This window comes from Nonomuraea fuscirosea (assembly GCF_035917475.1).
Classification (GTDB): domain Bacteria; phylum Actinomycetota; class Actinomycetes; order Streptosporangiales; family Streptosporangiaceae; genus Nonomuraea; species Nonomuraea fuscirosea.
The window spans coordinates 5178564-5201768 of sequence record NZ_CP109074.1 but is presented as its reverse complement, the minus strand read 5'-3'; the positions used below and the strand labels follow the sequence as shown (position 1 = coordinate 5201768).

Below are 23205 nucleotides of genomic sequence, written 5' to 3'. Positions count from 1 at the left end.
GGGGGCTCGCCAAACTCGCCGGCAGGTTTTCCATTCCGTCTCCCTCGCAGCGCCTTGGTCCCGCCCGTCCCTCCGGCGGCACCGTACCGGCCGGGTCCCGGGACCGGTCCCGGCCGTGGGAGCGGTCCTGACGTGTTGTCTTCCTCCCGCACGCGGGTAGGCCCCCCTTGGGGAAGTGGCCCTCGGGGGAGGTCACGATGGGAGATGCCCGCGACTGCGGGGGGAGCGGCCTGGCGTTCGAAGTGCTCGACCCGGCGCCGGTCGGCGTGGCGGTGACACGCGGCCCCGCCCACCGGCTCGTCTACATGAACGCGACCTACCGGACCCAGTTCGGCGACCCGCCCCTCGGGGTCACGCTCGCGGAGGCCTTCCCCGGCATCGCCCAGCCCCGTTTCGACCACGTCTTCGCCACCGGCGAGCAGGTCGTCCTCACCGCCGCGCCCTCCAGCATGGCCCCCGCGGACCGGGACGGCGAAGAGCGGTTCTTCACCTCCAGCCTGTCGCGGATCTCGTTCGGGCCCGGCGATCACGGCGTGCTGGTGGTCGCCATGGAGGTCACCGAGCAGATCGCCGCCGCCCGGCAGGTCCAGGCCATCGCCGACGAACGCAGCCGGATCCTGCGGCGCTACCGGAGCCTCATGCGGATCAGCGCCCAGATCATCTGGGTGGCCGGCCCCGAGGGCGACGTGATCGAGGAGAGCCCCAGCTGGGAGCGGGTGACCGGGCAGCCGTGGGAGGAGTTCCGCGGCCAGGGCTGGCTGGCCATGATCCATCCCGCCGACCGCGCCGCCACGCTCGACTCGTGGTGGCGCGCCGTCGGCACCGTGGTGGACCTGTGGGAGCACTCCTACCTGCTGCGCATGGCCGACGGCGGCTACCGGCACTTCCAGGTGCGCGCCGTGCCGATCCGCGAGAACGGCGAGGTGGTGGAGTGGGTGGGGGCCTGCAGCGACGTCGAGGACGCCTGGCGCGAGGGACGCCGCCAGCGGCTGCTCGACCGGGCCGCCGCGGTGACGGCCGACCTGACGAGCCTGGAGGACATGCTCGGCGCCCTGACCGGCGTGATCGTGCCGGCCCTGGCCGACGGCTGCGGCGTGCACCTCGTCACCGACCTCACCGGCAACGTGCGCGGCGGCACCCCCTTCGTCGCCGAACGGATCGCGAGCGCGGCACGCGACGGCCTCAACGCGCTGCCCACCTACAGCGAGGAGTACCTGGGCTCCACCAACGCCTTCGTCACGGCCGTACGACGGCGGCGGCCGATACTGAAGCGGTTCCCGCCCGGGCAGCCGCCGCCCGACCTCGCCCCCTCGGGAACGCAGGCGTGGCTGGCCGCCAACGGCGTCAACAGCCTGCTCATCCTGCCCGTCGTCGTCGACGGCGCGGTCCCGGCCGTGGTCACCGCCGTGGCCTGCGGCGACCGCTCACCCATCAGCCAGGCCGACATCGCGCTGCTCAGCCAGATGTTCGACCACGCGCACGACGCGCTGAGCAGCGCCATCCGCTTCCAGCGGGCCCAGCAGATCGCGCTGGCCCTGCAGCACAGCCTGCTCGCCGAGCCGCCCCTCCTGCCCGACCTGCGCATCGCCGCCCGCTACCGGGCCAGCCCGGCCGCCGCCGAGGTGGGCGGCGACTGGTACGACTCCTTCGTCCTGCCCGACGGCGCCACCATGATCGCCATCGGCGACGTCGCCGGCCACGACCTCGCCGCCGCCGTCGTCATGAGCCAGCTGCGCAACATGCTGCGCGCGCTGGCGATGGACCGCCGCGAGCCGCCGGGCGAGATCCTCACCCGGCTCAACATCGCGATGGAGTCCCTGGCCGACGGCATCACCGCCACCTGCGCGCTGGCCCGCGTCGAGCCGTGCCACGGCGGCTACCGCCTCAACTACGCCGTCGCCGGCCACCTGCCGCCGCTGCTGGTCACCCCCGACGGCACGGGCTGCTTCCTGCTGGGCGCGGCCAGCCCGCTGCTCGGCTTCCGCCACGACGAGACGTGCGCCTCCGCCCTGCGGCCGCTGCCGCCGCGCAGCACGCTGCTCCTCTACACCGACGGCCTGGTCGAACATCCCGGCGAACATCTCGACACGGGGCTGGAACGGCTGCGTCAGCTGGCGGAGACCCTGGCCCGCGAGCCCGTGGAGAAGTTCTGCGACAAGCTGCTCAGCGGGCTGCCCACCACGGGCCTGGACGACATCGCCGTGATCGCGCTGCGGCTGCCCACCCACGTCCCGCCCGCGCACGGATAGACGCGTCAGTTCCCGGCGCCGGGGACGACGAGGCCGGCCTCGTAGGCGTACACGACGAGCTGGGCCCGGTCACGTGCCCCCAGCTTGGTCATCGCGCGGCTGACGTGGGTCTTGGCGGTCAGATGGCTGATCGTCAGGTGGCGCGCGATCTCCTCGTTCGACAGGCCCGTGGCCACCAGCACCAGCACCTCCAGTTCCCTGGCGGTCAGCGCGGACAGCGAGGCCGGCGCGGACGGGCGCGGCGGGGTGGCGACGAACTGCTCGATGAGGCCGCGCGTCACGGCCGGGGCGAGCAGCGCGTCTCCGCGCGCCGCCACGGGGACGGCCCGCAGCAGCTCGACCGGCTCGATGTCCTTGACCAGGAAACCGGCGGCGCCGGCGCGCAGGGCGGCGAAGACGTACTCGTCGAGCGCGTAGTTGGTGAGGATCACCACGTGCACGCCGGTCAGGGCGGGGTCGGCGGCGATGCGGCGGGTGGCCTCGATGCCGTCCATCAGCGGCATCCTGACGTCGATCAGCGCGACATCGGGCCGCAGCTCCCCGGCCAGCTCCACCGCCCGCGCCCCGTCCCCGGCCTCGCCCGCCACGGTGATGCCGGGGTCGGATTCGAGCAGCGCCCGGAATCCGCCCCTGATCAGCGGCTGATCGTCCGCCAGCAACACCCGGATCACCACGCCCCCGCCCCGCCCCCACGCCCTTCAGCGCCCGGCCTCGCCCCGGTCTCACGCCCTTCAGCGTCAGGTCCCGTCATGTCCGGGCCCGTCACGCCCGGCCCCGTCGCGTCCGTCAGGGGGAGCACGGCCTCCACCAGGAAGCCGCCGCCGTCGCGGGGGCCGGCTGTCAGGCGGCCGCCGGCCGCGACCGCGCGTTCCCGCATGCCGATCAGCCCCATCCCGCCGTCCGCCGCCTGGCCGCCCGCCGTGCCGTCGTCCTCGACGCGCAGCGTCAGCGTGTCGCGATCGTAGCGGCACAGCACGCCGACCCCGGCCGCGCCCGCGTGCCGCAGCACGTTGGTCAGCGCCTCCTGCGCGATCCGGTACGCGGCCCGCCCCACCTCGGCCGGCACCGGCCGGACCCGCCCGCGCACCTCGTACGACACCCGCAGCCCGGCCGCGCCCGCCCGGTCGACCAGCCGCGGCAGCCGGTCGAGGCCCGGCTCACCTTCGTCGCCGCCGGCCTGCCGCAGCACCCCGAGGGTCGCGCGCAGCTCCCGCATCGCCTCCTGCCCCGCCTCCTTGATCGCGGCGAGCGCCGGCACCACCCGCGCCGGATCCCTGTCGGCCAGATGCGCGGCCACGCCGGCCTGCACGTTGATGACCGAGATGGTGTGCGTGAGCGTGTCGTGCAGCTCCTGGGCGATCCAGAGCCGCTCCTCGCCGGCCCGGCGCAGCGCGGCCTCCTCGCGGGTCCGTTCCGCCTCGGCCGCCCGCAGCTCCGCCTCCCGCAGGTACCTGCGATGGGCGGCCACCGTCTCCCGCAGATACGCGCGATGCGCGGCGACCATGTGCCCGATCACCAGCACGGCGATCAGGAACCCGGCCTGCCACAGCACGCCGTCGTGCACCGCGAAGTCCCCGCGCGCCCCGGCGACGGTCAGGTAGAACGCCGCCACGTACCCGGCGGCCAGGACCACCGCCGCCACCCGCCGCCCGAGACTCATCACCGTGTAGACCGCGAGCAGCACGGGCGCCGCCGCGAAGATCCCCGGATACATCAGCGCGTAGTAGGCCGCGCACGCCCCCGCCGCCGCCAGCGCCACCGGCACAGGACGCGCCCGCCGCCGGGCCAGCGGCGCGCAGGCGGCCACCAGCAGCGCGCCCCCCAGCAGGTCGAGCGGGCGCCGCCCGGCCGCGTCGGCGGTCACCAGGCTGCCCGCGACGACCCCCGAGGCCAGCGCGACCGCCACGACGGCGTCCACCTTCCCTCTGCCCACGGACCTCACGCTAGCCACCCCCCGCCACCTGGGCCAACCCGCCGGAGAAGGAGATCGGGCGTACTTCCTCCGCGGTACGCGGCACCCGCACGGGCGCCGGCTACTGCCGCGGCGGTACCCGGGATCGCCATCGCCGGCCGGACGATTCCGCCGGCCGCGACGCTCAGCATGGACGCCGTACGACAACGAGGAAGGCACCCCATTGACCAGGCCCCCGCGCGTCCCGACCCTCTGGACCCGCCGACTGCAGCTCACCACCGCCGCCGCGTCGGCGGTGTTCACGCTCGGCACGGCCGCGCAGAACTTCGTCGTCATCGACCTCGGCATGATCGAGCACAGCATGCGGCTGGCCGGTCTCGCCCCGGCTCAGGCGGCGGCCCAGGCGCCCGGCCTGCTGCTGTTCCTGCGGGCGGTGGGCGTCCTGTTCATCGCGGGCAACGCGATCGGCCTGCTCGCGCCGCGCGGCCGGGCGTGGGTGTTCTGGACGGTCCTCGCGGTCAACGTCGGGCAGGCGTCGGGACCGTTCGGCATGATCCCCGCGGAGGTCTACCGTGCCTCGATCGACCTGTACGGCCCGGCCGGCCTGCTGCCCACCGCGATCACCGACGGCGGCGCCGTTCTCCTGGCCCTGGCCCTGCTGGCGAGTCTGATCCGCTACCGCGCCCCCTGGGCCAGGACCACCGTTTAGTACCTTTCATCCCATGCCGACCCATGAGCGGGAGATCACCGAACCCGTCGACCTCTGCCTGCCCGGCGGCCGGCTCAACCCGGAGGCCGTCGGATGGACCCGGCGCCCGCTGCACCGCGCCAACCTGCGCGGCTGGGGCCGGGCCAAGCGCTGGGAGTACTGGGGCGTCGTCACCCCGTCCCACGTCCTCGCGCTGGTGGCGTCCTCGCTCGACTACGCCGGCGTGCACGGCGTCTACGTGCTCGACCGGGCGACCGGCGCCGAGGTGAGCCACGACGCCGTGGTGCCGCTGGCCCGCGGCGCCGCCTTTCCCGAGCGCAGCGGCCGGGGCACGGCCAGGGTCGAGGGCGGCGGCGTGCGCATCGTCATCGAGCAGACGGCCGGCGGAACGTCGCTGCGCGCGCACGCGCCACGGGTGACGGCGGAGCTGGAGGTGCCGCTGCCGGACGGGCACGAATCGCTCGGCGTGGTGATCCCGTGGGGGCCGCGCCGCTTCCAGTACACGGTCAAGGACGTCGGCCGCCCCGTGCGCGGGCGGCTCGTGCTGGACGGGCGGGAGCACGAGGTCGGCGAAGGGGCGTTCGCGGTGCTCGACCACGGGCGGGGCAAGTGGCCGTACTCCATATCCTGGAACTGGGCCGCCGGCAGCGCCCCCGGGCGGGCCGTGCAGCTCGGCGGCAGGTGGACCGACGGCACCGGGCTGACCGAGAACGCGCTCATCCTGGACGGCCGGCTGCACAAGATCGGTGCGCGGCTGGAGTGGGTCTACGACCGAAGCGACTGGATGCGCCCGTGGCGCGTCGAGGGGGACGGAGTCGAGGTCGAGTTCACCCCGTTCCACGAGAAGGTCTCGCGTACGGAGCTCGGCGTCGTCGGCTCGGAGACCCACCAGTGCTTCGGGCACTTCGGCGGCCGGGTGCGGGCCGATGACGGCGGCTGGGTCGGCCTCGACGGCCTGACCGGCTGGGCGGAGGAGGCCCGCAACCGCTGGTGACCACGGCCGCAAACCACAAGAGATGAGGAGCCATCCATGACGATCGCGCCGGAGATCGAGATCCGGCCGCTGCCGGAGAGCGCCGCCGCCGACGGCGGGCTCATGTCCGAGCTGGCCGGGCTGGTCAACGAGGTGTACGCGGACGCGGAGGCGGGGCTGTGGGCCGGCGGCGCCGCCCGTACGTCCGCGGCGGAGATCGCCGGCTACGTCGGCGCGGGCGAGATCGTCGTGGCGCTGGTGGACGGGCGGATCGCCGGCTGCGTCCGGGTACGGGAGCTCGACGCCGGCACCGGCGAGTTCGGCATGCTGGCCGCCTCACCCCGCCACCGGGGCATCGGCCTCGGCCGTGAGCTCGTCCGCTTCGCCGAGCGGCGCGGCAGGTCGCGCGGGCACGCCGAGATGCAGCTGGAGCTGCTGGTGCCGCGCGAGTGGCGGCACCCGTCGAAGGAGTTCCTGGCGGGCTGGTACGGCCGCATCGGCTACCGGCCGGTCGGCACCGGGGCGGTGGAGCGGGACTACCCGCACCTGTCACCCCACCTGGCCACCCCCTGCGACTTCGTCATCTACCGCAAGAACCTCGGACCGGCCCTGGAACCCGCCGACCGCACCTGAGACCCGGACATCGCACACCCATCCGGCCGCGACCGGCGGACGCCGCACGCCCACCCGGCCTCGGCCGGCGGGCGGCGAATGCCCGCAAGATGCCCTCCTCACGCCCTGTCTCCAGGCCGCGCACAGCGATGAGCATGAAGCGTGCAAGCCGAGCCGTAAGAAGACAGAGGAGGCACGATGCGCAGATTCTCATGGGTCCTGGCCGCGGCGGCGGGCGGCGCGATAGCCCTCGCCGGGGTCGCCACGCCCGCGAACGCCGAAGTGTGGGCCTGCAGCAGCTTCGTCAACACGACGACGAACGTGGCGGGGGCGGTGTGCAACGGCGGATTCGGCACGTACCGGGTGGCCGCCACGTGCAACTCGGCTCACTACCCCTACACGAGGACGGTCGTCGGCCCGTGGAAGACCAAGACCTCCGGCCATCCGGGACCGTACTCCCTCGTCTCCGGCGAGCCGCAGGGCTGCCACGTCGTCAAGGCCTGGTGGCAGGTCCGCTGAACCGGTGACTCCACCCCGGCGGGGACGGCGCCGGACCGGATGCCGCCGTCCTCGACCGGCCGCTGCCGGTTCGGCGCGATGCAACCGGTTTCGGAGGGCTCTTCCTGGAAAGACGCATGGCCGTCGACTCACCTTGAGAAGCCGCCCCCGGCTTCGCCGCACGCCTTGGAGACGCCATGCTGACGCCCGCCGCGCCCGTACCCGCCGAGCCGCTCCCCGTTCCCCCGGCGCAGGTGACCCCGGTGGGAGCCGGGATCGGCCGGCTGCGGAAGCTGTGCTCCGGCGATCCCTACGATCTGTCCGGTGACGCCCATCTGTGGAGTGAGTTCGGTGAGGACGAACGCGGCACCCACTACCGATGCGACATCTGCGGCGTGACCGACGTGAGCTGACCCCGGGAGGCGTACCGGCCCCTTTCGCGGGTGCGTACCGAGCTTTTCCCAGGTCGCCCCTCCACGGGGGTGGCGCGACGGCCGATCCTGTCGGATGCTGCCAATCATGGCTGACTCACTGCTCTCCTACGCCTCCGGCGTCTCCGCCGCTCCGCTGCTGGGCGAGACGATCGGGGAGAACCTGGAGCGCTCCGCGGCCCGGTACGCCGGCCGCGAGGCGCTGGTCGAGGTGGCCACCGGCCGGCGGTGGACGTACGCGGAGTTCGACGCCGCCGTCGACGAGGTCGCGCTCGGGCTGCTGGCCCGCGGGATCGCCAAGGGCGACCGGGTCGGCATCTGGGCGCCGAACTGCGCCGAATGGGTGCTCACGCAGTACGCCACCGCCAAGATCGGCGCCATCCTGGTCAACGTCAACCCCGCCTACCGCGGCCACGAGCTGGACTACGTGGTCCGCCAGTCCGGCATGCGCCTGCTGGTCAGCGCCGTCGAGCACAAGACCAGCGACTACCGGGCGATGCTGGCCGAGATCGGCTTCGAGCCGGTGATCTTCATCGGCGAGCCGGGCTGGGACGAGCTCGTCCGGCAGGGCCGCGCCGCCGACCCCGCCGCGCTGCGCGAACGCGCCGCCACGCTGGCCTTCGACGACCCGATCAACATCCAGTACACCTCGGGCACCACCGGCTTCCCCAAGGGCGCCACGCTGTCGCACCACAACATCCTCAACAACGGCTACTTCGTCGGCGAGGGCGTCGGCTACACCGAGATCGACCGCGTCTGCCTGCCCGTGCCGCTCTACCACTGCTTCGGCATGGTCATGGGCAACCTCGGCGCCACCTCCCACGGCGCCTGCGTCGTGCTGCCCGCGCCCGGCTTCGACCCCGAGGCCACGCTGCGCGCCGTCGAGGCCGAGCGGTGCACCTCCCTGTACGGCGTGCCGACCATGTTCATCGCCGAGCTCGACCATCCGCGCTTCGCCGAGTTCGACCTGACGTCGCTGCGCACCGGCATCATGGCCGGCTCGCCCTGCCCCGTCGAGGTGATGAAGCGGGTGGCCGGCGAGATGCACATGAGCGAGGTGGCGATCTGCTACGGCATGACCGAGACCTCCCCGGTGTCCACGATGACCCGCCGGGACGACGGCCTGGCCCGGCGCACCGAGACCGTCGGCCGGGTGATGCCGCACCTGGAGGTGAAGATCGTCCATCCGGACACCGGCCTGGAGACCCGCCGCGGCGAGCCGGGCGAGCTGTGCACCCGCGGCTACTCGGTGATGCTCGGCTATTGGGACGAACCGGCCAAGACCGCCGAGGCGATCGACGCGGCCCGCTGGATGCACACCGGCGACCTGGCCACCATGGACGCCGACGGCTACGTCAACATCGTCGGCCGGATCAAGGACATGGTCATCCGGGGCGGCGAGAACGTCTACCCGCGCGAGATCGAGGAGTACCTCTACACCCACCCCGACATCGCCGACGTCCAGGTGATCGGCGTCCCCGACGCGAAGTACGGCGAGGAGCTGATGGCCTGGATCGTCATGCGCCCGGACGCCGAGCCGCTCACTGCCGAGTCGGTCCGGGCGTTCTGCGCCGGCCGCCTGGCCCACTTCAAGATCCCCCGGTACGTGCACCTCGTCGACAGCTTCCCGATGACGGTCACCGGCAAGATCCGCAAGGTCGAGATGCGCGCGGAGGCCGTCGGCCTGCTCGGCCTGGAGGACGCCGCACCCGGAGCCGGCGGCGCGTAGCGGTCCGCCGGCGCGTAGGGGTCCGTTCGTCCCGGTCCGGCGGCGCCTGGGTGGTCTCAGGTCTCACAGGCGACTCGCCCGCTGACGACCCCGGCACGGGGTGCCCGTCGGCGGGCGGGCCGCGCGCGGCCGGGATGTGTGATCATTGCATCACGTGTGTGCCGGAATTTTTCACCTTCGATCACTTTCGATCGGTACTATGGGCCGTCGCGAGGAGGAGTATGACCAACGTTGCCATCGGCGCGTCACCTGCCGGAGACAGCACTGGGCCCGTTCGAGACGATCAAGGCGGAGGCGTGCCCATGGCCGGCCCGGAGACACAGGGGCAGTTGCCCGATGAGCGGCGCTCGCGTCTGGTCGAGCTGCTGCGGCGGCGCGGGCTCATGCGGGTGCACGATCTGGCCTCCGAGCTGGCGGTCTCCGCGATCACCATCCGGCGCGACATCACGCTGCTGGCCGAGGAGGGAGCCGTACGCCGGGTCCGCGGCGGCGCCGCCCCGGCCGAACGTCCCCTTATGGAGCGGCACCACGACCCGGCGGGAGCCGGCGGTTTCGGCGGGGCGGGCGCGTTCGCGGGAACGGGCGGCTTCGGCGGCCCGGACGCAGGCGGGCAGGCGGGCGGGTTCGGGCAGGCGGGCGGGGCGAGGGCCGGCGGGTTCGCCCGCGACGCCGCCGCCGAGACGGGGGACGCGCCTGAGCTGACCGTGGGCATGGTCGTGCCCTCGCTCGACTACTACTATCCCGACGTCATCCGCGGGGTGCGCGAGGCGGCCGCGGCGGCCGGGGTCCGGGTCGTGCTGCGCGGGGCCACGTACCAGGTGGCCGACGAACGGCGGCAGCTGTCCTCACTGGTGGAGTCCGTGGGGGTGGACGGGCTGCTGGTCGCGCCCACGACGGAGAGCGACGAGGGCGAGGAACTGGTCCGCTGGCTGCAGGCGGCCGGCGTGCCGGTGGTGCTGATCGAACGGGCCGCGACCGTGGGCCCGTACCGGGAGGCGATGGAGTCGGTCGTCAGCGACCACGCCCTGGGCGCGGCGATGGCCGTACGGCACCTGGCGGTGCTGGGGCACCGGCGGGTGGGCATCATGACCACGATCACCAGCCCGACGGCGCCGCACGTGCGGGCCGGCTGGCGGCTGGCCTGCGAGGAACTGGGGCTGGAGACCGGGGCGGCCCCCGACGCGCGCACGGTCGACCGGCGCGACCCCGGCTGGGGGCGGGCGCTGGACGAGGTGCTCGACGCCTGCGTGGCCACGGGCACGCGCGCCCTGCTCGTCCACTCGGACCCGGAGGCGATCTCGCTGGTCGAACGCTGCCAGGACCGCGGCATCCGGGTGCCCGCCGACCTGGCCGTGGTCACCTACGACGACGAGGTGGCCGAGCTGTGCGACCCCCCGCTGACCGCGATCCGCCCGCCCAAGGCCGACATCGGACGGGCCGCGTTCACGCTGCTCCTCGAACGGCTCCGCGATCCGCGGCGGCCCGCCCACCGCGTGGTGGTGGGGCCGCAGCTGATCGTGCGCGGCTCCTCCGCCTGACCGCCGCGTGACGACCTGACCGTCACGTGACGACGCCGCCTCACCGGACCCCCGATACCGGTGAGGCGGCGCCGGTCACGCCCGGCGGGTGGCTCAGTGGGGAGCGCTCAGCGGATCAGACGCGAGACGTCGAAGTCGTCCACGACACCGTCCGGCCAGACGACCCGGACGCCCGACGGGACGCCCAGGCCGACAACCGGACCCGAGGCCGGGCCGGACACCGGGCCGGAAGCCGAGTCGGACACCGGACCAGGAGCCGAGTCGGACGCCGGGCCGGAAGCCGAGCCGGGCCACGTGACGGCGGGCCGTTCGGCCGGTTCCCCGGCGCCGAGGTGGAGCACCGCCTCGTGCCAGACCTCCGCACGCGCGGGGCCGCTGGTCGCGCGCCACGGCACCACCGTCCACGGCGCCAGAGGCGAGGCGTCGTCGGCCGAGGTCACCCCGCCGACGTCCAGAGACGCGCCGCCGAACACGCACGACCACACCCGCTCGTTGACCACCACGGCGGCTTCACCCGCGACCGGGTCGGCGCCCGCACGGGCCGCCGTACCCGAATGCGGTATGTCCGACGGGAGGGGCCAGCCGCCGACGCGTAGCCGGCCTCCCGCCTCCTCAACCTGATCGTCCGGCGCGCCCACCCGCACCAGGCGCACCTCCCACGGCCCGCGTACCAGGGAGAGCACGTGCAGCCACGGCCCGAGCCGGACCCGCCCCGAGCGGCCGGAGCCGTGGTCGGGGCCGCAGGAGTCGGGCTTGACCCAGTGCGCCCGCCAGCGCGACGCCCCCGCCGCCGTCCCCGTCGGGAGCGATTGCGCGAGCAGGGTGTCGAAGCCGGTCCGGTGACTGGGCTCGCCGCCGGCGTCGAGCAGCGTCACCGACTGGTCCAGCGGCTGCCCGGCGTACGGCCCCGCGAGCACGGGGGAGGTGGCGGTGGAGTACCCCAGCCGCGCGTACAAAGGCGAGTCGGCCAGGTCGGAGCCCGGATGGGAGTGGTCGGTGCCGTGGTTGACCACGCGCACCACCCCGTCCGCGCGCGTGCCGCTGACCAGCCACCCCGGCGACGGCACGACGACCTGGTAGTCGTCCCGCTCCACCGGCAGCGGCTCCTCGACCGCCGTCCACACCGGATGACCGGCCGGCAGGGTCAGCCCGAAGAGCCCCTTGGCCGCCCAGTACGGGGAGCCGGGCCCGGAGTAGGACTGCGCGATCGGCCGCCACGGCCCGTGCCAGCCCAGCGACAGCAGCCCCTTGCCGTCGGGGGCCCCGCGGTCGGCGAAGTGCCGGGCGATGCCGGAGGCGGCGCGGCGCAGCAGCCCTGGTGACGGCGTGTCCAGGTCGTAACGGGCCCCCAGCCAGAACGGCACGGCGGCGGCAAACCGGTAGGTCAGGCTGCGGCCCTGCAGCAGCGGCGAGCCGTCGGCGCCCACCAGGCGGACCGCGTCGTGCAGGTAGCGTTCCAGCCGCCGCAGGTAGACCGGCCGCCGCTCGTCGGCCGCGGGCTCACCGGCGGCCATCTCGGTCCAGAGCAGCGGGTAGAACTGCAGCGCCCATCCGGCGTAGTGGTCGTAGGAGCGCTCGGCCCCGTCGGCGTACCAGCCGTTCTCCCTGGCGAAACCGTCGGTCAGCGCCAGCCCGGCCTCGATGTCGCCCGGCGCGTACGGCCCCCCGACCGAGGCCAGGAACTGCTCCACCACGATCTGGAACCAGACCCAGTTGATCGGCGGATACTCGCCGCCCACCGCCGGCGCCAGGTAGGCGATGACGCGTTCCCTGACGCCGTCGTCGAGCCGGTCCCACAGCCACGGCCTGGTCAGGTGCAGCACCAGGGCGATCGAGGCGGCCTCCACCTTGGCCTGGCCGTGCTCGTCCAGCCGGATCCAGCGCTCGGGCGAGGCGGGGTCGGTGCCCGTCGCCAGCCCCTCGGCGTACCACTCCATGAGGCCGAGCGGGTCGTCGCCGCCCTCGCCGGCCACCCGGAACCCGGCCGCGAGGAACGTCCTGGCGAAGCCCTCGAGCCCGTCCACATCGGCGCCGTAGCCGCCGGCCCGGCCGGGGAAGGAGACGCGCGCGTGGCCCGGCGAGGCGAAGGGGCGGGCCGACAGCAGCAGCCGCTCGGCCAGCTCCGCCCAATGGGCCCGGGTCCACCCGGTGTACGGCGACAGCGCCGGATCGTCGGGTACGCGCGGCATCCACAGATCCCTTCAGCCTTGCATGTTTACGTAACCACGGCTTCACGGGATGGTTACAGCGTCACGGGAGCACGTCAAGCGGTCATCGGACCGGCGGCGCCTTTCGTTGACCAGTTGTGATCTAAGGCGAGCAATGCTGATCAAAGCGATCCGATTGCCTCTTGACGGACGGCGAGCGGCCACGCTTAACTCCGGTGCAATGCCGTCCGATCACAGATGAGCGAAAGTGATCGTGCGCCGTCCGAAACGCCGGCCGGACACACCGTCATCAGCCCCCGCACCCCGAGGAGAGCCAGCTTGAACACCAGATCACGAGTCGCGAGCCGACCGGGAGCGCTCCGGTGAGCGAGGCTCCCCGGGCCCTGCTGGTCATGGACCAGGCCACGCTCGACGTGCAGTTCGGGCAGCGGCAGTTGCGCCGCCTGCGCGAGCTCACCGAACTCGCCGACCCGATCTGGACCCCCGAGCTGGACACCCCCTCCGCGCGGCGGCGGCTGCGCGAGAGCGAGGTGCTGGTCACATCGTGGGGCTGCCCGCCCCTGACCGCCGAACGGCTGGCCGACGCGCCCCGGCTGCGCGCCGTCTTCCACTGCGCCGGAACGGTGCGCCCGTTCGTCACCGACGAGGTCTGGCGCAGGGGCATCGTGGTGACCAGCGCCGCCGACGCCAACGCGATCCCGGTCGCCGAGTTCACCCTCGCCGCGATCATCTTCGCCGGCAAGAAGGCGCCCTTCCTGGCCCAGGACGCCCGCACCCACCGCGACGACTGGTCCTACGTGACCCGGCGCGGCGAGCTGTCCAACCGGGGCCGCACGGTCGGCGTCGTCGGCTTCTCCCGGGTCGGCCGCCGGGTCGTGGAGCGGCTGCGCGACCTGGAGATGGACGTGCTGGTCTCCGACCCGTACGCCGCCGCGGCGGAGGTGAGCGCGGTCGGCGGCCGCCTGGTCCCGCTGGCGGAGCTGCTGCGCGGCTGCGACGTGCTCACCCTGCACGTCCCCTCGCTGCCCGAGACCCGCCACCTCATCGGCGCGGCCGAGCTGGCCCTGCTGGGCGACGGCGCCACCGTCATCAACACCGCCCGCGGCGCCGTCCTGGACACCGCCGCGATCGAGCGCGAGTGCGCCTCCGGCCGCCTCGACGCCATCCTCGACGTCACCGACCCCGAGCCCCTCCCGGCCGGCTCGGTGCTGTACGAGCTGCCCAACGTCATGATCACCCCCCACATCGCCGGCTCGCTCGGCAGCGAGACCTGGCGGATGAGCGACAGCGCCCTCGACGAACTGGAACGCCACCTGTCCGGCCGGCCCCTCCTCACGGCCGTCACCCCGGACGAGTTCACCGTCAGCGCCTGACCCAACCCCCTGTGACGGAGAAGGAGACCGGATCCCATGATCACGTCAGTGAAGCCCCGGGCACGGCGGCAGGTGGTGAAGGGCCTGAGCATCGTGGCCGCGCTCACGCTCACCCTGGCCGCCTGCGGCTCCGGCGACCCCGAGCCCGCCGACCCCAACGGCAAGATCACCCTGAGCGTCACGGTCTGGAACCTGGCCAAGACGCCCGAGTTCAAGGCGCTCTTCGACGCCTTCCAGCAGGCCAACCCGAACATCACCGTCAAGCCGGTGGACATCCTCGCCGACGACTACCCCGAGAAGGTCACCACGATGCTGGCGGGCGGTGACAAGACCGACGTGATCACGATGAAGAACGTCACCGACTACTCCCGCTACTCCAGCCGGGGCCAGCTGGCCGACCTCACCGACCTGGCCAAGTCCGCCGGCAACGCCAAACTCGCCGGGCTCGACGCCTTCAACGTCGGCAACGCCTACTACGCCCTGCCGTACCGGCAGGACTTCTGGCTGCTCTACTACAACAAGGCGCTGCTCGACAAGGCGGGCGTCGAGCTGCCCGACCCGCTGACCTGGGACGAGTACGCCAAACTGGCCAAGCAGCTCACCCAGGGCGAGGGCGGCGAGAAGGTGTACGGCGCCTACCACCACACCTGGCGCTCGGTCGTGCAGGCCATCGCCGCCGCGCAGACCGGCGGCGACCAGCTCGGCGGCGACTACACCTTCTTCACCGACCAGTACAACATCGCCAAGGGCCTTCAGGACGCCGGCGCCGTCCTCGACTTCGGCACCGCCAAGTCCCAGCAGGCCGACTACCGCACCCAGTTCGAGAGCGGCAAGACCGCGCTGATGCCGATGGGCACCTGGTACATCTCGGGCATCCTGGAGGCCAAGGCCAAGGGTGCCAGCGACGTCGAATGGGGGCTCGCCCCCATGCCGCAGGTCGCCGGCGCGACCGGCACGACGACGTTCGGCTCGCCGACCGCGTTCGCCGTCAACAAGCGCGCCGAGCACGCCGACGCGGCCAAGAAGTTCGTCCAGTTCGCCGCCAGCCAGGCGGGCGCGGAGGCGATCACCAAGGTCGGCGTGGTGCCGGCGCTGCAGAGCCCCGAGATCACCAAGGCGTACTTCGGGCTCAAGGGCATGCCCGCCGACGAGCGCTCCAAGAAGGCGTTCGAGCCCGACAAGGTGACGCTGGAGATGCCGGTCAGCGAGAACACCTCCGACATCGACACCATACTGAACGAGGAACACGAACTGATCATGGTGGGCGACAAGTCCGTCGCCGACGGCATCCGCTCGATGAACGAGCGGGTGAAGAACGAGGTACTCAACTAGCCCGGCAGCGGACCCGGGAGCGATCCCGGGTCCCGCGCTCGACGGAGCGTCCCGAAGGACACCATGACTCAGGCATTGACGCAACCGACGCCGGCCCCGCCCCGCCGGGCACGCGCCTGGCGCGACATCCTCGTCGGGTGGAGCTTCATCCTCCCGAACTTCGTCGGCTTCGCCCTGTTCACGCTCGTGCCGATGCTGGCCGCGTTCGCGCTGGCGTTCCTGGAGTGGGACTCCTACAGCACCCCCGAATGGGTCGGCCTGGACAACTTCCGGCAGATGTTCGGCGACGAGAACTTCCACGTCGCGCTCAGGAACACGCTCTTCTACGCGGCCGGCCACATCCCGCTGACGCTGGTGGCGGCGCTCGGGCTGGCCATGGCGCTCAACCGCAGGATCCGCGGCGTGCAGTTCTTCCGCACCGCCGCCTTCTTCCCGTACATCACCTCGCTCGTCGCCGTCGCGGTCGTGTGGAACATGCTGTTCAACCCCACCGCGGGCCCGATCAACCAGCTCCTGGAGGCGATCGGCGTCGCCGAGCCGCCGCGGTGGGTGGCCAGCACCGACTGGGCGATGCCCGCCGTGATCATCACCAGCGTGTGGCGGGACATGGGCTACTACATGGTGCTGTACCTGGCCGGCCTGCAGACGATCCCGCGCGAGTACTACGAGGCCGCCACCGTCGACGGGGCCGGGCCGTGGCAGCGGTTCTGGAGCGTCACGCTGCCCTGCCTGCGGCCCACCACGTTCTTCGTGCTGGTCATGCTGACGATCCAGAGCTTCAAGGTGCTGGACCTGATCGTCGTCATGACCGACGGCGGGCCCGGCCGCAGCACGCTGGTGCTGGCCCAGCTCGTCTACCGCGAGGGCATCAGGGAGGGGCAGTTCGGCTACTCCTCGGCCGTCGCGCTGGTGCTGTTCGTCATCGTGCTGACCGTCACCGTCGTCCAGTTCCGCATCAACGAGCGCAGGAGCGCCACATGACCGCGCTGCCCGACACCGCCGCCCGTCCCGGCGCCGCGCCCGCTCCCGGGGCCGGCGGCGCGGCGCCCCGCCGCGGCCGGTCCACACTGCGCAGGGCGCTCGCCTACGCGGGGCTGAGCGTGGTGACGGTGCTGGTGCTGGTGCCGTTCGCGTGGATGCTGTCCTCCTCGCTGAAGCGCGACAACCAGGTCTTCACCGTGCCGATCCAGTGGATCCCGCAGGAGCTGCGCTGGTCCAACTTCATCGAGATCTGGGAACGCATCCCGCTGCTGACCTACCTGGGCAACTCCGCGTTCCTGTCCGTGGTGATCACGCTGCTGCAGGTGCTGACCGGCAGCTTCGCCGCGTACGGGTTCTCCAAGGTGCGCTTCCCCGGCCGGGACGCGCTGTTCCTGGCCTACATCGCCACCATCGCGGTGCCGTGGCAGGCGTACATGGTGCCGCAGTACATCATGATGCAGCAGGCCGAGCTGACGGACACGTACTGGTCGATCATCCTGCTGCAGGCGTTCGGCGCGTTCGGCGTGTTCCTCATGCGGCAGTACTACATGTCGATCCCCGACGACCTGTGCGAGGCCGCGCGCATCGACGGGCTCAGCGAGTACGGCATCTACTGGCGCATCATGCTGCCGCTGTCCAAACCGGCGCTGGCCAGCCTGGCCCTGCTCACCTTCGTCAACACGTGGAACGACTACATGGGGCCCTTCATCTACCTGACCAGCAACGAGCTGTGGACCATCCAGCTCGGGCTGCGCTCGTTCGTCGGCCAGTACGACGCCGAATACGCGATGATCATGACGGGCGCGGTGCTGTCGGTGCTGCCGATCATGGTCATCTTCCTGTTCGGGCAGCGGTACTTCATCCGCGGCATCGCCACCAGCGGGCTGAAGTGATGAGCGGGTACGGAACCGCCCGGCGGCTGCTGCGCCCCGCCCGCCAGCGCACCTACGAGCGGATCTTCGACACCGTCTACGCCGGACTCGTGACGAACGTGCTGCTCGCCGTCGCCTGCCTGCCCCTGCTGGCGGCGCTGGCGATCGTCCGCGACCCCCTCGCGTCGTGGCCGTTCTTCGCCCTGCTCTCCCTGCCCTGCGGTCCGGCGCTGGCCGGGGCGTTCGGCTGCTTCGACGCCCTGGGCAGCGGATCCACAGGCATGGCGCGCGCGTTCTGGAGCTCCTACCGCCGGGCGGCCCCGCGCGCCCTGGCCGTCTGGGCGGCCGGCGCTGCGGCCGTCGGCGTGCTCGCCGTGGACGCCGTGGCCGTCGCCGGCACCGCGTGGGGGCCGGCGCTCGTGCCCTTCTTCTGCACCGCCGCCGCGCTCGTCATGTCCCTGACGTTCGCCCTGCTCACCCTGGCCGCCGAGCCCGGCACCCGGCTGCGCTCCCTGCTGCGGCCGTGCCTGTTCCTGGTGGCCCGCCGCTGGTACCTGTCCGCGGCCACCCTCGTCGTCCTCGCCCTGGCCCTTCTGGTCGTCCTCGCCAAGCCGGCGCTCGGCGTGCTGCTCCTGGCCGCACCTCTGCTGTACGCGGCCTGGGCCACCACCAGATACGTCCTCACCCCGATCCTGGAGCCGCCGTCCGGTGAGGGTCGCCAGCGGGCGGCCTCCGCCGCCCGACCAGCTGACCCGGTAGCTCCCATCAGCGGGGGCGGGCGATGACGCGGCAGTCGGAGCCGGGGGTGTTGGAGACGGCCTTCCACCTGATCTGCTCGTCGGCCGGTTCGGCGGGGGACAGCTCCAGCGAACGCGTGAACACCCGCAGGAACGCCTTCATCTGCATGACCGCCAGCCGATCACCCACGCACGTGTGCGAGCCGCCGCCGAACGGCATCCAGCCGTAGCCGCCCGGTCGCCGGCCGAGCCAGCGTTCGGGGCGGAAGGCGGCCGGGTCGGGATAGAGGCCCGGATCGTGGTGCAGCGACCGCAGATGCACGATGATCGTGGTGCCCGGCTCCAGCACCCGCCCGCCCAGCTCGAACGGCAGCCGCACCACCCGGCCGAAGAACGCGACCGGCGGCCGCACCCGCAGCGCCTCGTACGCCACCGCCGTCGCGTACACGTCGGACGTGCCCTCGTCGCTCTCCGCCGACAGGCGCCGCAGCGCCCCCGGATGGCGTACCACCCGCTCGAACGCCCAGGCCAGCCCGGTCGCCGTGGTGGTGCGGGCCCCGGCGATCATGCTCATCACCTGGTCGCGCAGCACCTGGTCGGTCAGCCGCGCCCCGTGCTCGTCGCGTGCGCGCATGAGCACGCCGAGCAGGTCGTCGCCCTCGCCCTCGCGCCGCCGCCGGCTGATCTCGTCGTAGATGAGCCGGTCACAGGCCTCCTTCGCGCGGCGGTACGACGGCCACAGAGCCATCCCGCCCGCGTGCCGCAGCGCGTAACGTACGGTGATCTCGTAGGAGTCGGCCCGGCGGAACAGCTCCCGCAGCGGCTCCCGCCAGGCGTGCCCGCGGGCCGGATCGACGCTCAGGGTGACGGCCAGGATCGCGTCCATGAGCGCCGCGTGCAGCCGGGGCCGCAGGGCGAACGGCGTGCCGGCCGGGCACCGGTCGGCGACGCTCTGGGCGAGTTCTTCCGTCGCGGCGCGCAGGCGGGCGGAGACGCGATGCCGGATGGCGGGCGCCATGATCTCGCGCAGCCGCCGGTGCCCCTGGCCGTCCAGCCTGCCCAGCCCCTGCGGGCCGATGACCGGCTCCTGCACGCGGTTGGCCTCCGCGGAGTCGATGACGCCGCCGGGAGCGCGGAAGACGTCTCTGACCAGGCCGGGGTCGGCCAGCATCACCGCCTTGCCGATGCCGGGGAACCACAGGCCGAACATGCCGTCCGTACGGCTGAACATGCGGTCGACGACGCCGTCCCCCATGATCAGGGCGGCCGGCAGCACCACGCTGCCCAGCCACGGCTCCAGGGGGTGGCGGCGGCCGTGCGCACCGGCGGGCCGGCCTCCGGGATCCGGTGCACCTGGGCATGCGCCGAGCGCGTCGATCATGAAGTCCTAATCCGATTCGGGTCACTCGTTCTCGTGACACTCAACCATAGCGAAGCGTGACCATCCGTGATGTTACTGTGACGGCCCAGGGTGGCGCCCCAGCCCCGCGCGACCCTCCCAACTCGGCCGGCGAGGCCCGGCACACCCTGAGGAGCCACTTGTGATCGACGTCCCCGCACCCGCCCGGCACCGCCAGTCACCGGGTCACGCCGCCTCGCGCGGGCCGGGGGCCGGAGGGCGGTGGTGATGCGGTATCTGGTCACCGGGGCCACCGGCTTCGTGGGTGGGCATCTGACGCGGGCGATCCTGGCCCGTGGCGGCAGGGTGACCGCGCTCGTCCGTCGTCCCGGGCGCGCCGGGACGCTGCGTGAGCTGGGCGTGCGTGTGGTCGAAGGGGATCTTGCCACGGGCCGGGACCTGGGCGAGGCACTGCGGGGGGCCGACCGGGTGATTCACCTGGCGGCGGTGGTCAAGGTGCGTACCGGCGCGGAGTTCTGGGCGGTCAACCGTGACGGCACCGCCCGCCTCGTCCGCGCCATGGCCGCCATGCCCGAGCCGCCGCGCCTGGTGGTGTGCTCCTCGCTGGCCGCCGCCGGGCCCGCGCGGGGGAGCGGGCCCGTCTCCGTGTACGGCGCCAGCAAACGGGCGGCGGAACAGGTCGTGCGCGAGCACGCGGATCGGGTGCCGGCGGTCATCCTGCGGCCCGGCATCGTGTACGGGCCCGGCGAGCCCGCCCTGGTGCCGGCGCTGCTGCGCATGATCCGCCTCGGGCTGGTGGCCAAGCCCGGCTTCGGGCCGCGCCGCTACGGCCTGATCTACGTGGACGACCTGTGCGCGGCCCTGCTCGCCGCCGCCGAGCGCGGCGCGACCGTCCGGGCCGGCGACCCCGCCGCGGGCGTCCACCCGCTGAGCGACGGCGTCGCCTACCGGTGGCAGGACATCTGCGCCGCCGTCGCCACGGCGGCGGGCCTGCGCGCCCCGGTCGTGCTGCCCGTCCCCGTGCCCCTGCTGGCCGCCGTGGCCGCGCTGGCCGGCCTCGCCGCGCGGCTGCCCGGCCTGGGCGGCGACGTGCCCGCGCTGAACAGGGACAAGGTACGCGAGCTGCGCCACGCCGACTGGACCTGCACCCCGGCGAGCGCCCGGCACGACCTGGGCTTCACCCCTGCCACCTCGCTCCTGGACGGCCTCAAAACCGCCCTGTCCGCCGCGGCCGGCCAGGCGCCGGTGCGGTGAGCCGGACGCCGGGGTCAGGGCTGGACGTGGGTGATGTCCGCGCCGATCAGGTCGGCCACCGCCCGCAGGTCGGCCAGGCGGTGGCCCGTGCCCAGAGCCCAGTGGTGCGAGATGCCGCTGGCGCTCCACGCGTCCGTCCACTCGCCGGGATCGCAGCCGAAGTCCACCCGGGACGTCGTGTTGCCGATCCGCAGCAGCGGCCCCTCCACGACCTCGCCCTCGGACACGACGAAGCCGTAACTCCCGTCCCTGGCCTGCCGCAGCCCGAACGTGGTCACCGGACCCCGCGTCACGTCGAACTCGACCGACACGCCCCACCCGCGCTTGCCGTGATAGACGCCGAGCCCGCGCAGCAGCGGGCGGCGGGAGCTGATGGCCAGGTGGGCGGGGCCGTCGTGGCCCATCTCCACGTGGCCGCGGGCGAAGTCGAGGGCCTGGAACTCGGTGAAGGAGCCGCCGCCGCCCAGCCGGTCCATGATGAGCATGGCCAGGGACGTACGCAGCTCGTACTCGCCGGCGGCCGGCACCCCGCGCGCCGTGAGAAGGGACGCCCCGAGGATCATGCCCGCCCCGAGCCGCTCGTGGATCTCGCCGTCCAGCCCGCGGTGGTAGTAGGCCAGGCTGTCCAGGGCGAAGTCCTCGACCAGGCGGTCCAGGCCGACCGACACGCGGGCCGCCCAGGCCAGGTCCTCCTCGTTCACCGAGTCGGCCAGCTCGAACACCTCACGCGCCAGGCTCACCCGCGCCGCCGCCTCGGCGTCGGTGACCTTCTCCGTGCGCACCCGCAGATCGTCGAACTCCAGCACCTCCACGTGCCCGCCGAAGTTCGCGCTGACCAGCGTCAGATCGGTGGCCACGTCCATCATGCCCGGATACAGGTGCCCCATGAGCCCGTGCCGCCCGTGCCGCAGCGCGGCCCGTACACCCGCCGCTCTGACCCAGCGCCCGATCCGCTGCCACGCCCGCTCGTCCTCCAGATAGCCCGAGACGGAACGGAACGGGATGCCGCAGCGGGTGAAGGCGTTGGCCATCTCCGGCAGGGGACAGGCGCCGCAGTAGGCCAGCCACTGTCCGGTGTCGAACGTGGCGTGCTCCATCGACTCCGTGGGCTGCAGGTTGATCAGCAGCACGGGGGCGCCGCTGCGCTGGGCGATCGGCACGAGCATGGTGGCCGTCATGTACGTCGTCAGGAAGCCGACGATCAGGTCGCAGCCGGCCGCCCGCAGCCGCTCCGCCGCCGCGGCCCCCTCCTCGGCGTCGGAGATGAAACCGACGTCCACCACCTCCGCGTCCAGCTCGCGCATCCGCTCCGAGACGCGCGCGGCCGAGCGCTGGAGCTGGGGGAGGAGGTCGGGGAACTGCGGCCAGTAGGCCCCCAGGCCGCCCGCGACCAGGCCCACCTTGACGCGGCGCGGGGTGATCCTGGGCAGCGCGCCGCCGCTGGTCTCCGGACCGGTATCCAGGCCGGCGTCCTGGCTGGTCGCACCGCCGGTCGTGCTGCTGATCCCGTTGCTGGTTCCGCTGCTGGTCACCGTGCTCTCCCTTGCTGCTCTCAAGGCCCGCTGCCCCGGTGGTCCCTCAGCGGGCTTCGACCTCGATGATGCGTGTGTAGTCGTTCGCGCCGTTCGACGCCAGGGCGACGATGCGGACGTCCTCGGCGGTGACGGGCGCGAAGTCGGATCGAGCCGTCCCCGCGGTGTTGCCGCGCACCTGCGCGACCGTCTGCCACGCCCCGCCGCCGGCCCGCACCTGGACGTCCCAGTCACGCAGCCCGTACCTGGACGACGGATACCGCTCGGTGTCCAGCGTGTAGAGGTCCACCCTGGACACCTGCCGGGCGCCGCCCAGCGCGACGGCCACGGTGTCCGGCCAGGACCTGGCGGTGGCGTCGTTCCAGCCGTTGCCGCCGGCCCAGCCGTTGGACGAGCGGTCGCCGTCGGCCACGCTGCAGGGCGGGTAGTTGGCGTTGACGTGCTGGGAGGAGGCGGTGACGGGCCGGCGCAGCGCCAGGTTGCCGCCGTTGTCGAGCCCGTCCACCGGCACGACCTCGACGGGGACCTTCAGCGTGCTCGACGGCGTGCGCAGCCGCAGCCCGTACGTGCCCTCGCCGGTGCCGGGCGGCACGGCGACCAGCAGCTTCGCGCGCACCTCGTAGCCGGGCGGGAGATAGCTGGTCAGCATCGCGCGGGAGGCGGTCAGCGGCGGGTCCACCTCGACCCGCATGGTGGCGTACGCGGCCTTCTCCGCCTCGCTGCGCATGCCGATCCGCAGCGTGGCGGGGCAGGCCGGGTCCACGCCGAGCGGCGCGATCAGCTTGGCCGCCCCGGCGGTCGGGGTGAGTGCGCCCGTGCCCTTGGAGACGCCCGGCTCGACCTGGACGGAGACCGCCTGCGGGGGAGTCTCGGGCTCGGGGGTGGCCGGTGGAGCGCCGAGCATCGGGACGAGGGCGAGGGCCCCGGCGGAGAGGATGCGCATGA

The 23205-nt window shown here is 73.1% G+C and carries 20 protein-coding genes; 14 read left to right on the top strand and 6 right to left on the bottom strand.

Annotated features, from left to right (window positions below; genetic code table 11):
- The first annotated feature begins 197 nt into the window (after positions 1–197).
- Positions 198–2249, top strand: a complete 2052-nt coding sequence (locus OIE67_RS23865) for a SpoIIE family protein phosphatase (protein ID WP_326643919.1) — start codon at positions 198–200, stop codon at positions 2247–2249.
- 5 nt (positions 2250–2254) lie between these two features.
- Here the strand turns inward: OIE67_RS23865 and OIE67_RS23860 are convergent, their stop codons facing one another.
- Both OIE67_RS23860 and OIE67_RS23855 read right to left on the bottom strand, forming a co-directional pair.
- The gene (locus OIE67_RS23860; protein ID WP_326643917.1) at positions 2255–2920 is read right to left on the bottom strand and encodes a response regulator transcription factor; all 666 of its coding nucleotides are present in this window, start codon (positions 2918–2920) and stop codon (positions 2255–2257) included.
- The gene (locus tag OIE67_RS23855; RefSeq protein WP_326643915.1) at positions 2917–4182 is read right to left on the bottom strand and encodes a sensor histidine kinase; all 1266 of its coding nucleotides are present in this window, start codon (positions 4180–4182) and stop codon (positions 2917–2919) included. Before OIE67_RS23855 ends, OIE67_RS23860 begins: the two co-directional genes overlap by 4 nt.
- Positions 4183–4384: 202 nt before the next feature.
- Between OIE67_RS23855 and OIE67_RS23850 the strand changes: the two genes are divergently transcribed.
- From OIE67_RS23850 to OIE67_RS23820, 7 genes are all read left to right on the top strand, one after another.
- Complete coding sequence (locus tag OIE67_RS23850) at positions 4385–4870, top strand: hypothetical protein (protein WP_326643912.1); 486 nt, start codon at positions 4385–4387, stop codon at positions 4868–4870.
- A 13-nt stretch (positions 4871–4883) separates the two neighbouring features.
- Positions 4884–5864 (top strand): DUF2804 domain-containing protein, encoded by a 981-nt coding sequence (locus tag OIE67_RS23845; protein WP_326643910.1) that lies wholly within the window; start codon positions 4884–4886, stop codon positions 5862–5864.
- 36 nt (positions 5865–5900) lie between these two features.
- The gene (locus tag OIE67_RS23840) at positions 5901–6476 is read left to right on the top strand and encodes a GNAT family N-acetyltransferase (RefSeq protein WP_326643908.1); all 576 of its coding nucleotides are present in this window, start codon (positions 5901–5903) and stop codon (positions 6474–6476) included.
- Between the two features lie 177 nt (positions 6477–6653).
- Positions 6654–6974 (top strand): hypothetical protein, encoded by a 321-nt coding sequence (locus tag OIE67_RS23835; RefSeq protein ID WP_106237509.1) that lies wholly within the window; start codon positions 6654–6656, stop codon positions 6972–6974.
- Between the two features lie 176 nt (positions 6975–7150).
- Positions 7151–7366, top strand: coding sequence for a hypothetical protein (locus OIE67_RS23830; RefSeq protein ID WP_106237512.1), 216 nt, complete (start codon positions 7151–7153; stop codon positions 7364–7366).
- A gap of 106 nt (positions 7367–7472) precedes the next feature.
- Positions 7473–9113, top strand: coding sequence for an AMP-binding protein (locus tag OIE67_RS23825; protein ID WP_326643905.1), 1641 nt, complete (start codon positions 7473–7475; stop codon positions 9111–9113).
- A 302-nt stretch (positions 9114–9415) separates the two neighbouring features.
- Complete coding sequence (locus tag OIE67_RS23820) at positions 9416–10651, top strand: substrate-binding domain-containing protein (RefSeq protein WP_326643902.1); 1236 nt, start codon at positions 9416–9418, stop codon at positions 10649–10651.
- Between the two features lie 107 nt (positions 10652–10758).
- On the opposite strand, the gene OIE67_RS23815 is transcribed toward OIE67_RS23820, so the two are convergent.
- Positions 10759–12840 carry a DUF2264 domain-containing protein gene (locus OIE67_RS23815; RefSeq protein ID WP_326643900.1) on the bottom strand — a complete coding sequence of 694 codons (2082 nt, stop codon included), beginning with the start codon at positions 12838–12840 and terminating at the stop codon, positions 10759–10761.
- Between the two features lie 341 nt (positions 12841–13181).
- Between OIE67_RS23815 and OIE67_RS23810 the strand changes: the two genes are divergently transcribed.
- The 5 genes from OIE67_RS23810 to OIE67_RS23790 all read left to right on the top strand — a co-directional run bounded on the left by OIE67_RS23810 (position 13182) and on the right by OIE67_RS23790 (position 18162).
- Positions 13182–14192, top strand: a complete 1011-nt coding sequence (locus tag OIE67_RS23810) for a hydroxyacid dehydrogenase (RefSeq protein ID WP_326643898.1) — start codon at positions 13182–13184, stop codon at positions 14190–14192.
- 36 nt (positions 14193–14228) lie between these two features.
- Complete coding sequence (locus OIE67_RS23805) at positions 14229–15524, top strand: ABC transporter substrate-binding protein (protein WP_326643896.1); 1296 nt, start codon at positions 14229–14231, stop codon at positions 15522–15524.
- A gap of 63 nt (positions 15525–15587) precedes the next feature.
- Entirely contained in the window at positions 15588–16505 is a 918-nt protein-coding gene (locus tag OIE67_RS23800) for a carbohydrate ABC transporter permease (RefSeq protein WP_326643894.1), read from the top strand.
- A complete protein-coding gene (locus tag OIE67_RS23795; RefSeq protein ID WP_106237524.1) occupies positions 16502–17398 on the top strand; it encodes a carbohydrate ABC transporter permease in 897 nt (298 codons plus the stop codon). The genes OIE67_RS23800 and OIE67_RS23795 overlap by 4 nt, the downstream gene beginning before the upstream one ends.
- Entirely contained in the window at positions 17398–18162 is a 765-nt protein-coding gene (locus tag OIE67_RS23790) for a hypothetical protein (RefSeq protein ID WP_326643891.1), read from the top strand. Before OIE67_RS23795 ends, OIE67_RS23790 begins: the two co-directional genes overlap by 1 nt.
- Here the strand turns inward: OIE67_RS23790 and OIE67_RS23785 are convergent.
- Entirely contained in the window at positions 18143–19495 is a 1353-nt protein-coding gene (locus OIE67_RS23785; protein ID WP_326643889.1) for a cytochrome P450, read from the bottom strand. The genes OIE67_RS23790 and OIE67_RS23785 overlap by 20 nt on opposite strands.
- 246 nt (positions 19496–19741) lie before the next feature.
- Between OIE67_RS23785 and OIE67_RS23780 the strand changes: the two genes are divergently transcribed.
- Positions 19742–20728: an NAD-dependent epimerase/dehydratase family protein gene (locus tag OIE67_RS23780; protein ID WP_326643887.1), complete on the top strand. Its 987-nt coding sequence runs from the start codon at positions 19742–19744 to the stop codon at positions 20726–20728.
- 14 nt (positions 20729–20742) lie between these two features.
- Here OIE67_RS23780 and OIE67_RS23775 read toward each other — a convergent pair whose 3' ends face one another.
- The gene (locus OIE67_RS23775) at positions 20743–22260 is read right to left on the bottom strand and encodes an L-fucose/L-arabinose isomerase family protein (RefSeq protein WP_326643885.1); all 1518 of its coding nucleotides are present in this window, start codon (positions 22258–22260) and stop codon (positions 20743–20745) included.
- 46 nt (positions 22261–22306) lie between these two features.
- Complete coding sequence (locus OIE67_RS23770; RefSeq protein WP_326643883.1) at positions 22307–23203, bottom strand: discoidin domain-containing protein; 897 nt, start codon at positions 23201–23203, stop codon at positions 22307–22309.
- Between the last annotated feature and the right edge of the window lie 2 nt (positions 23204–23205).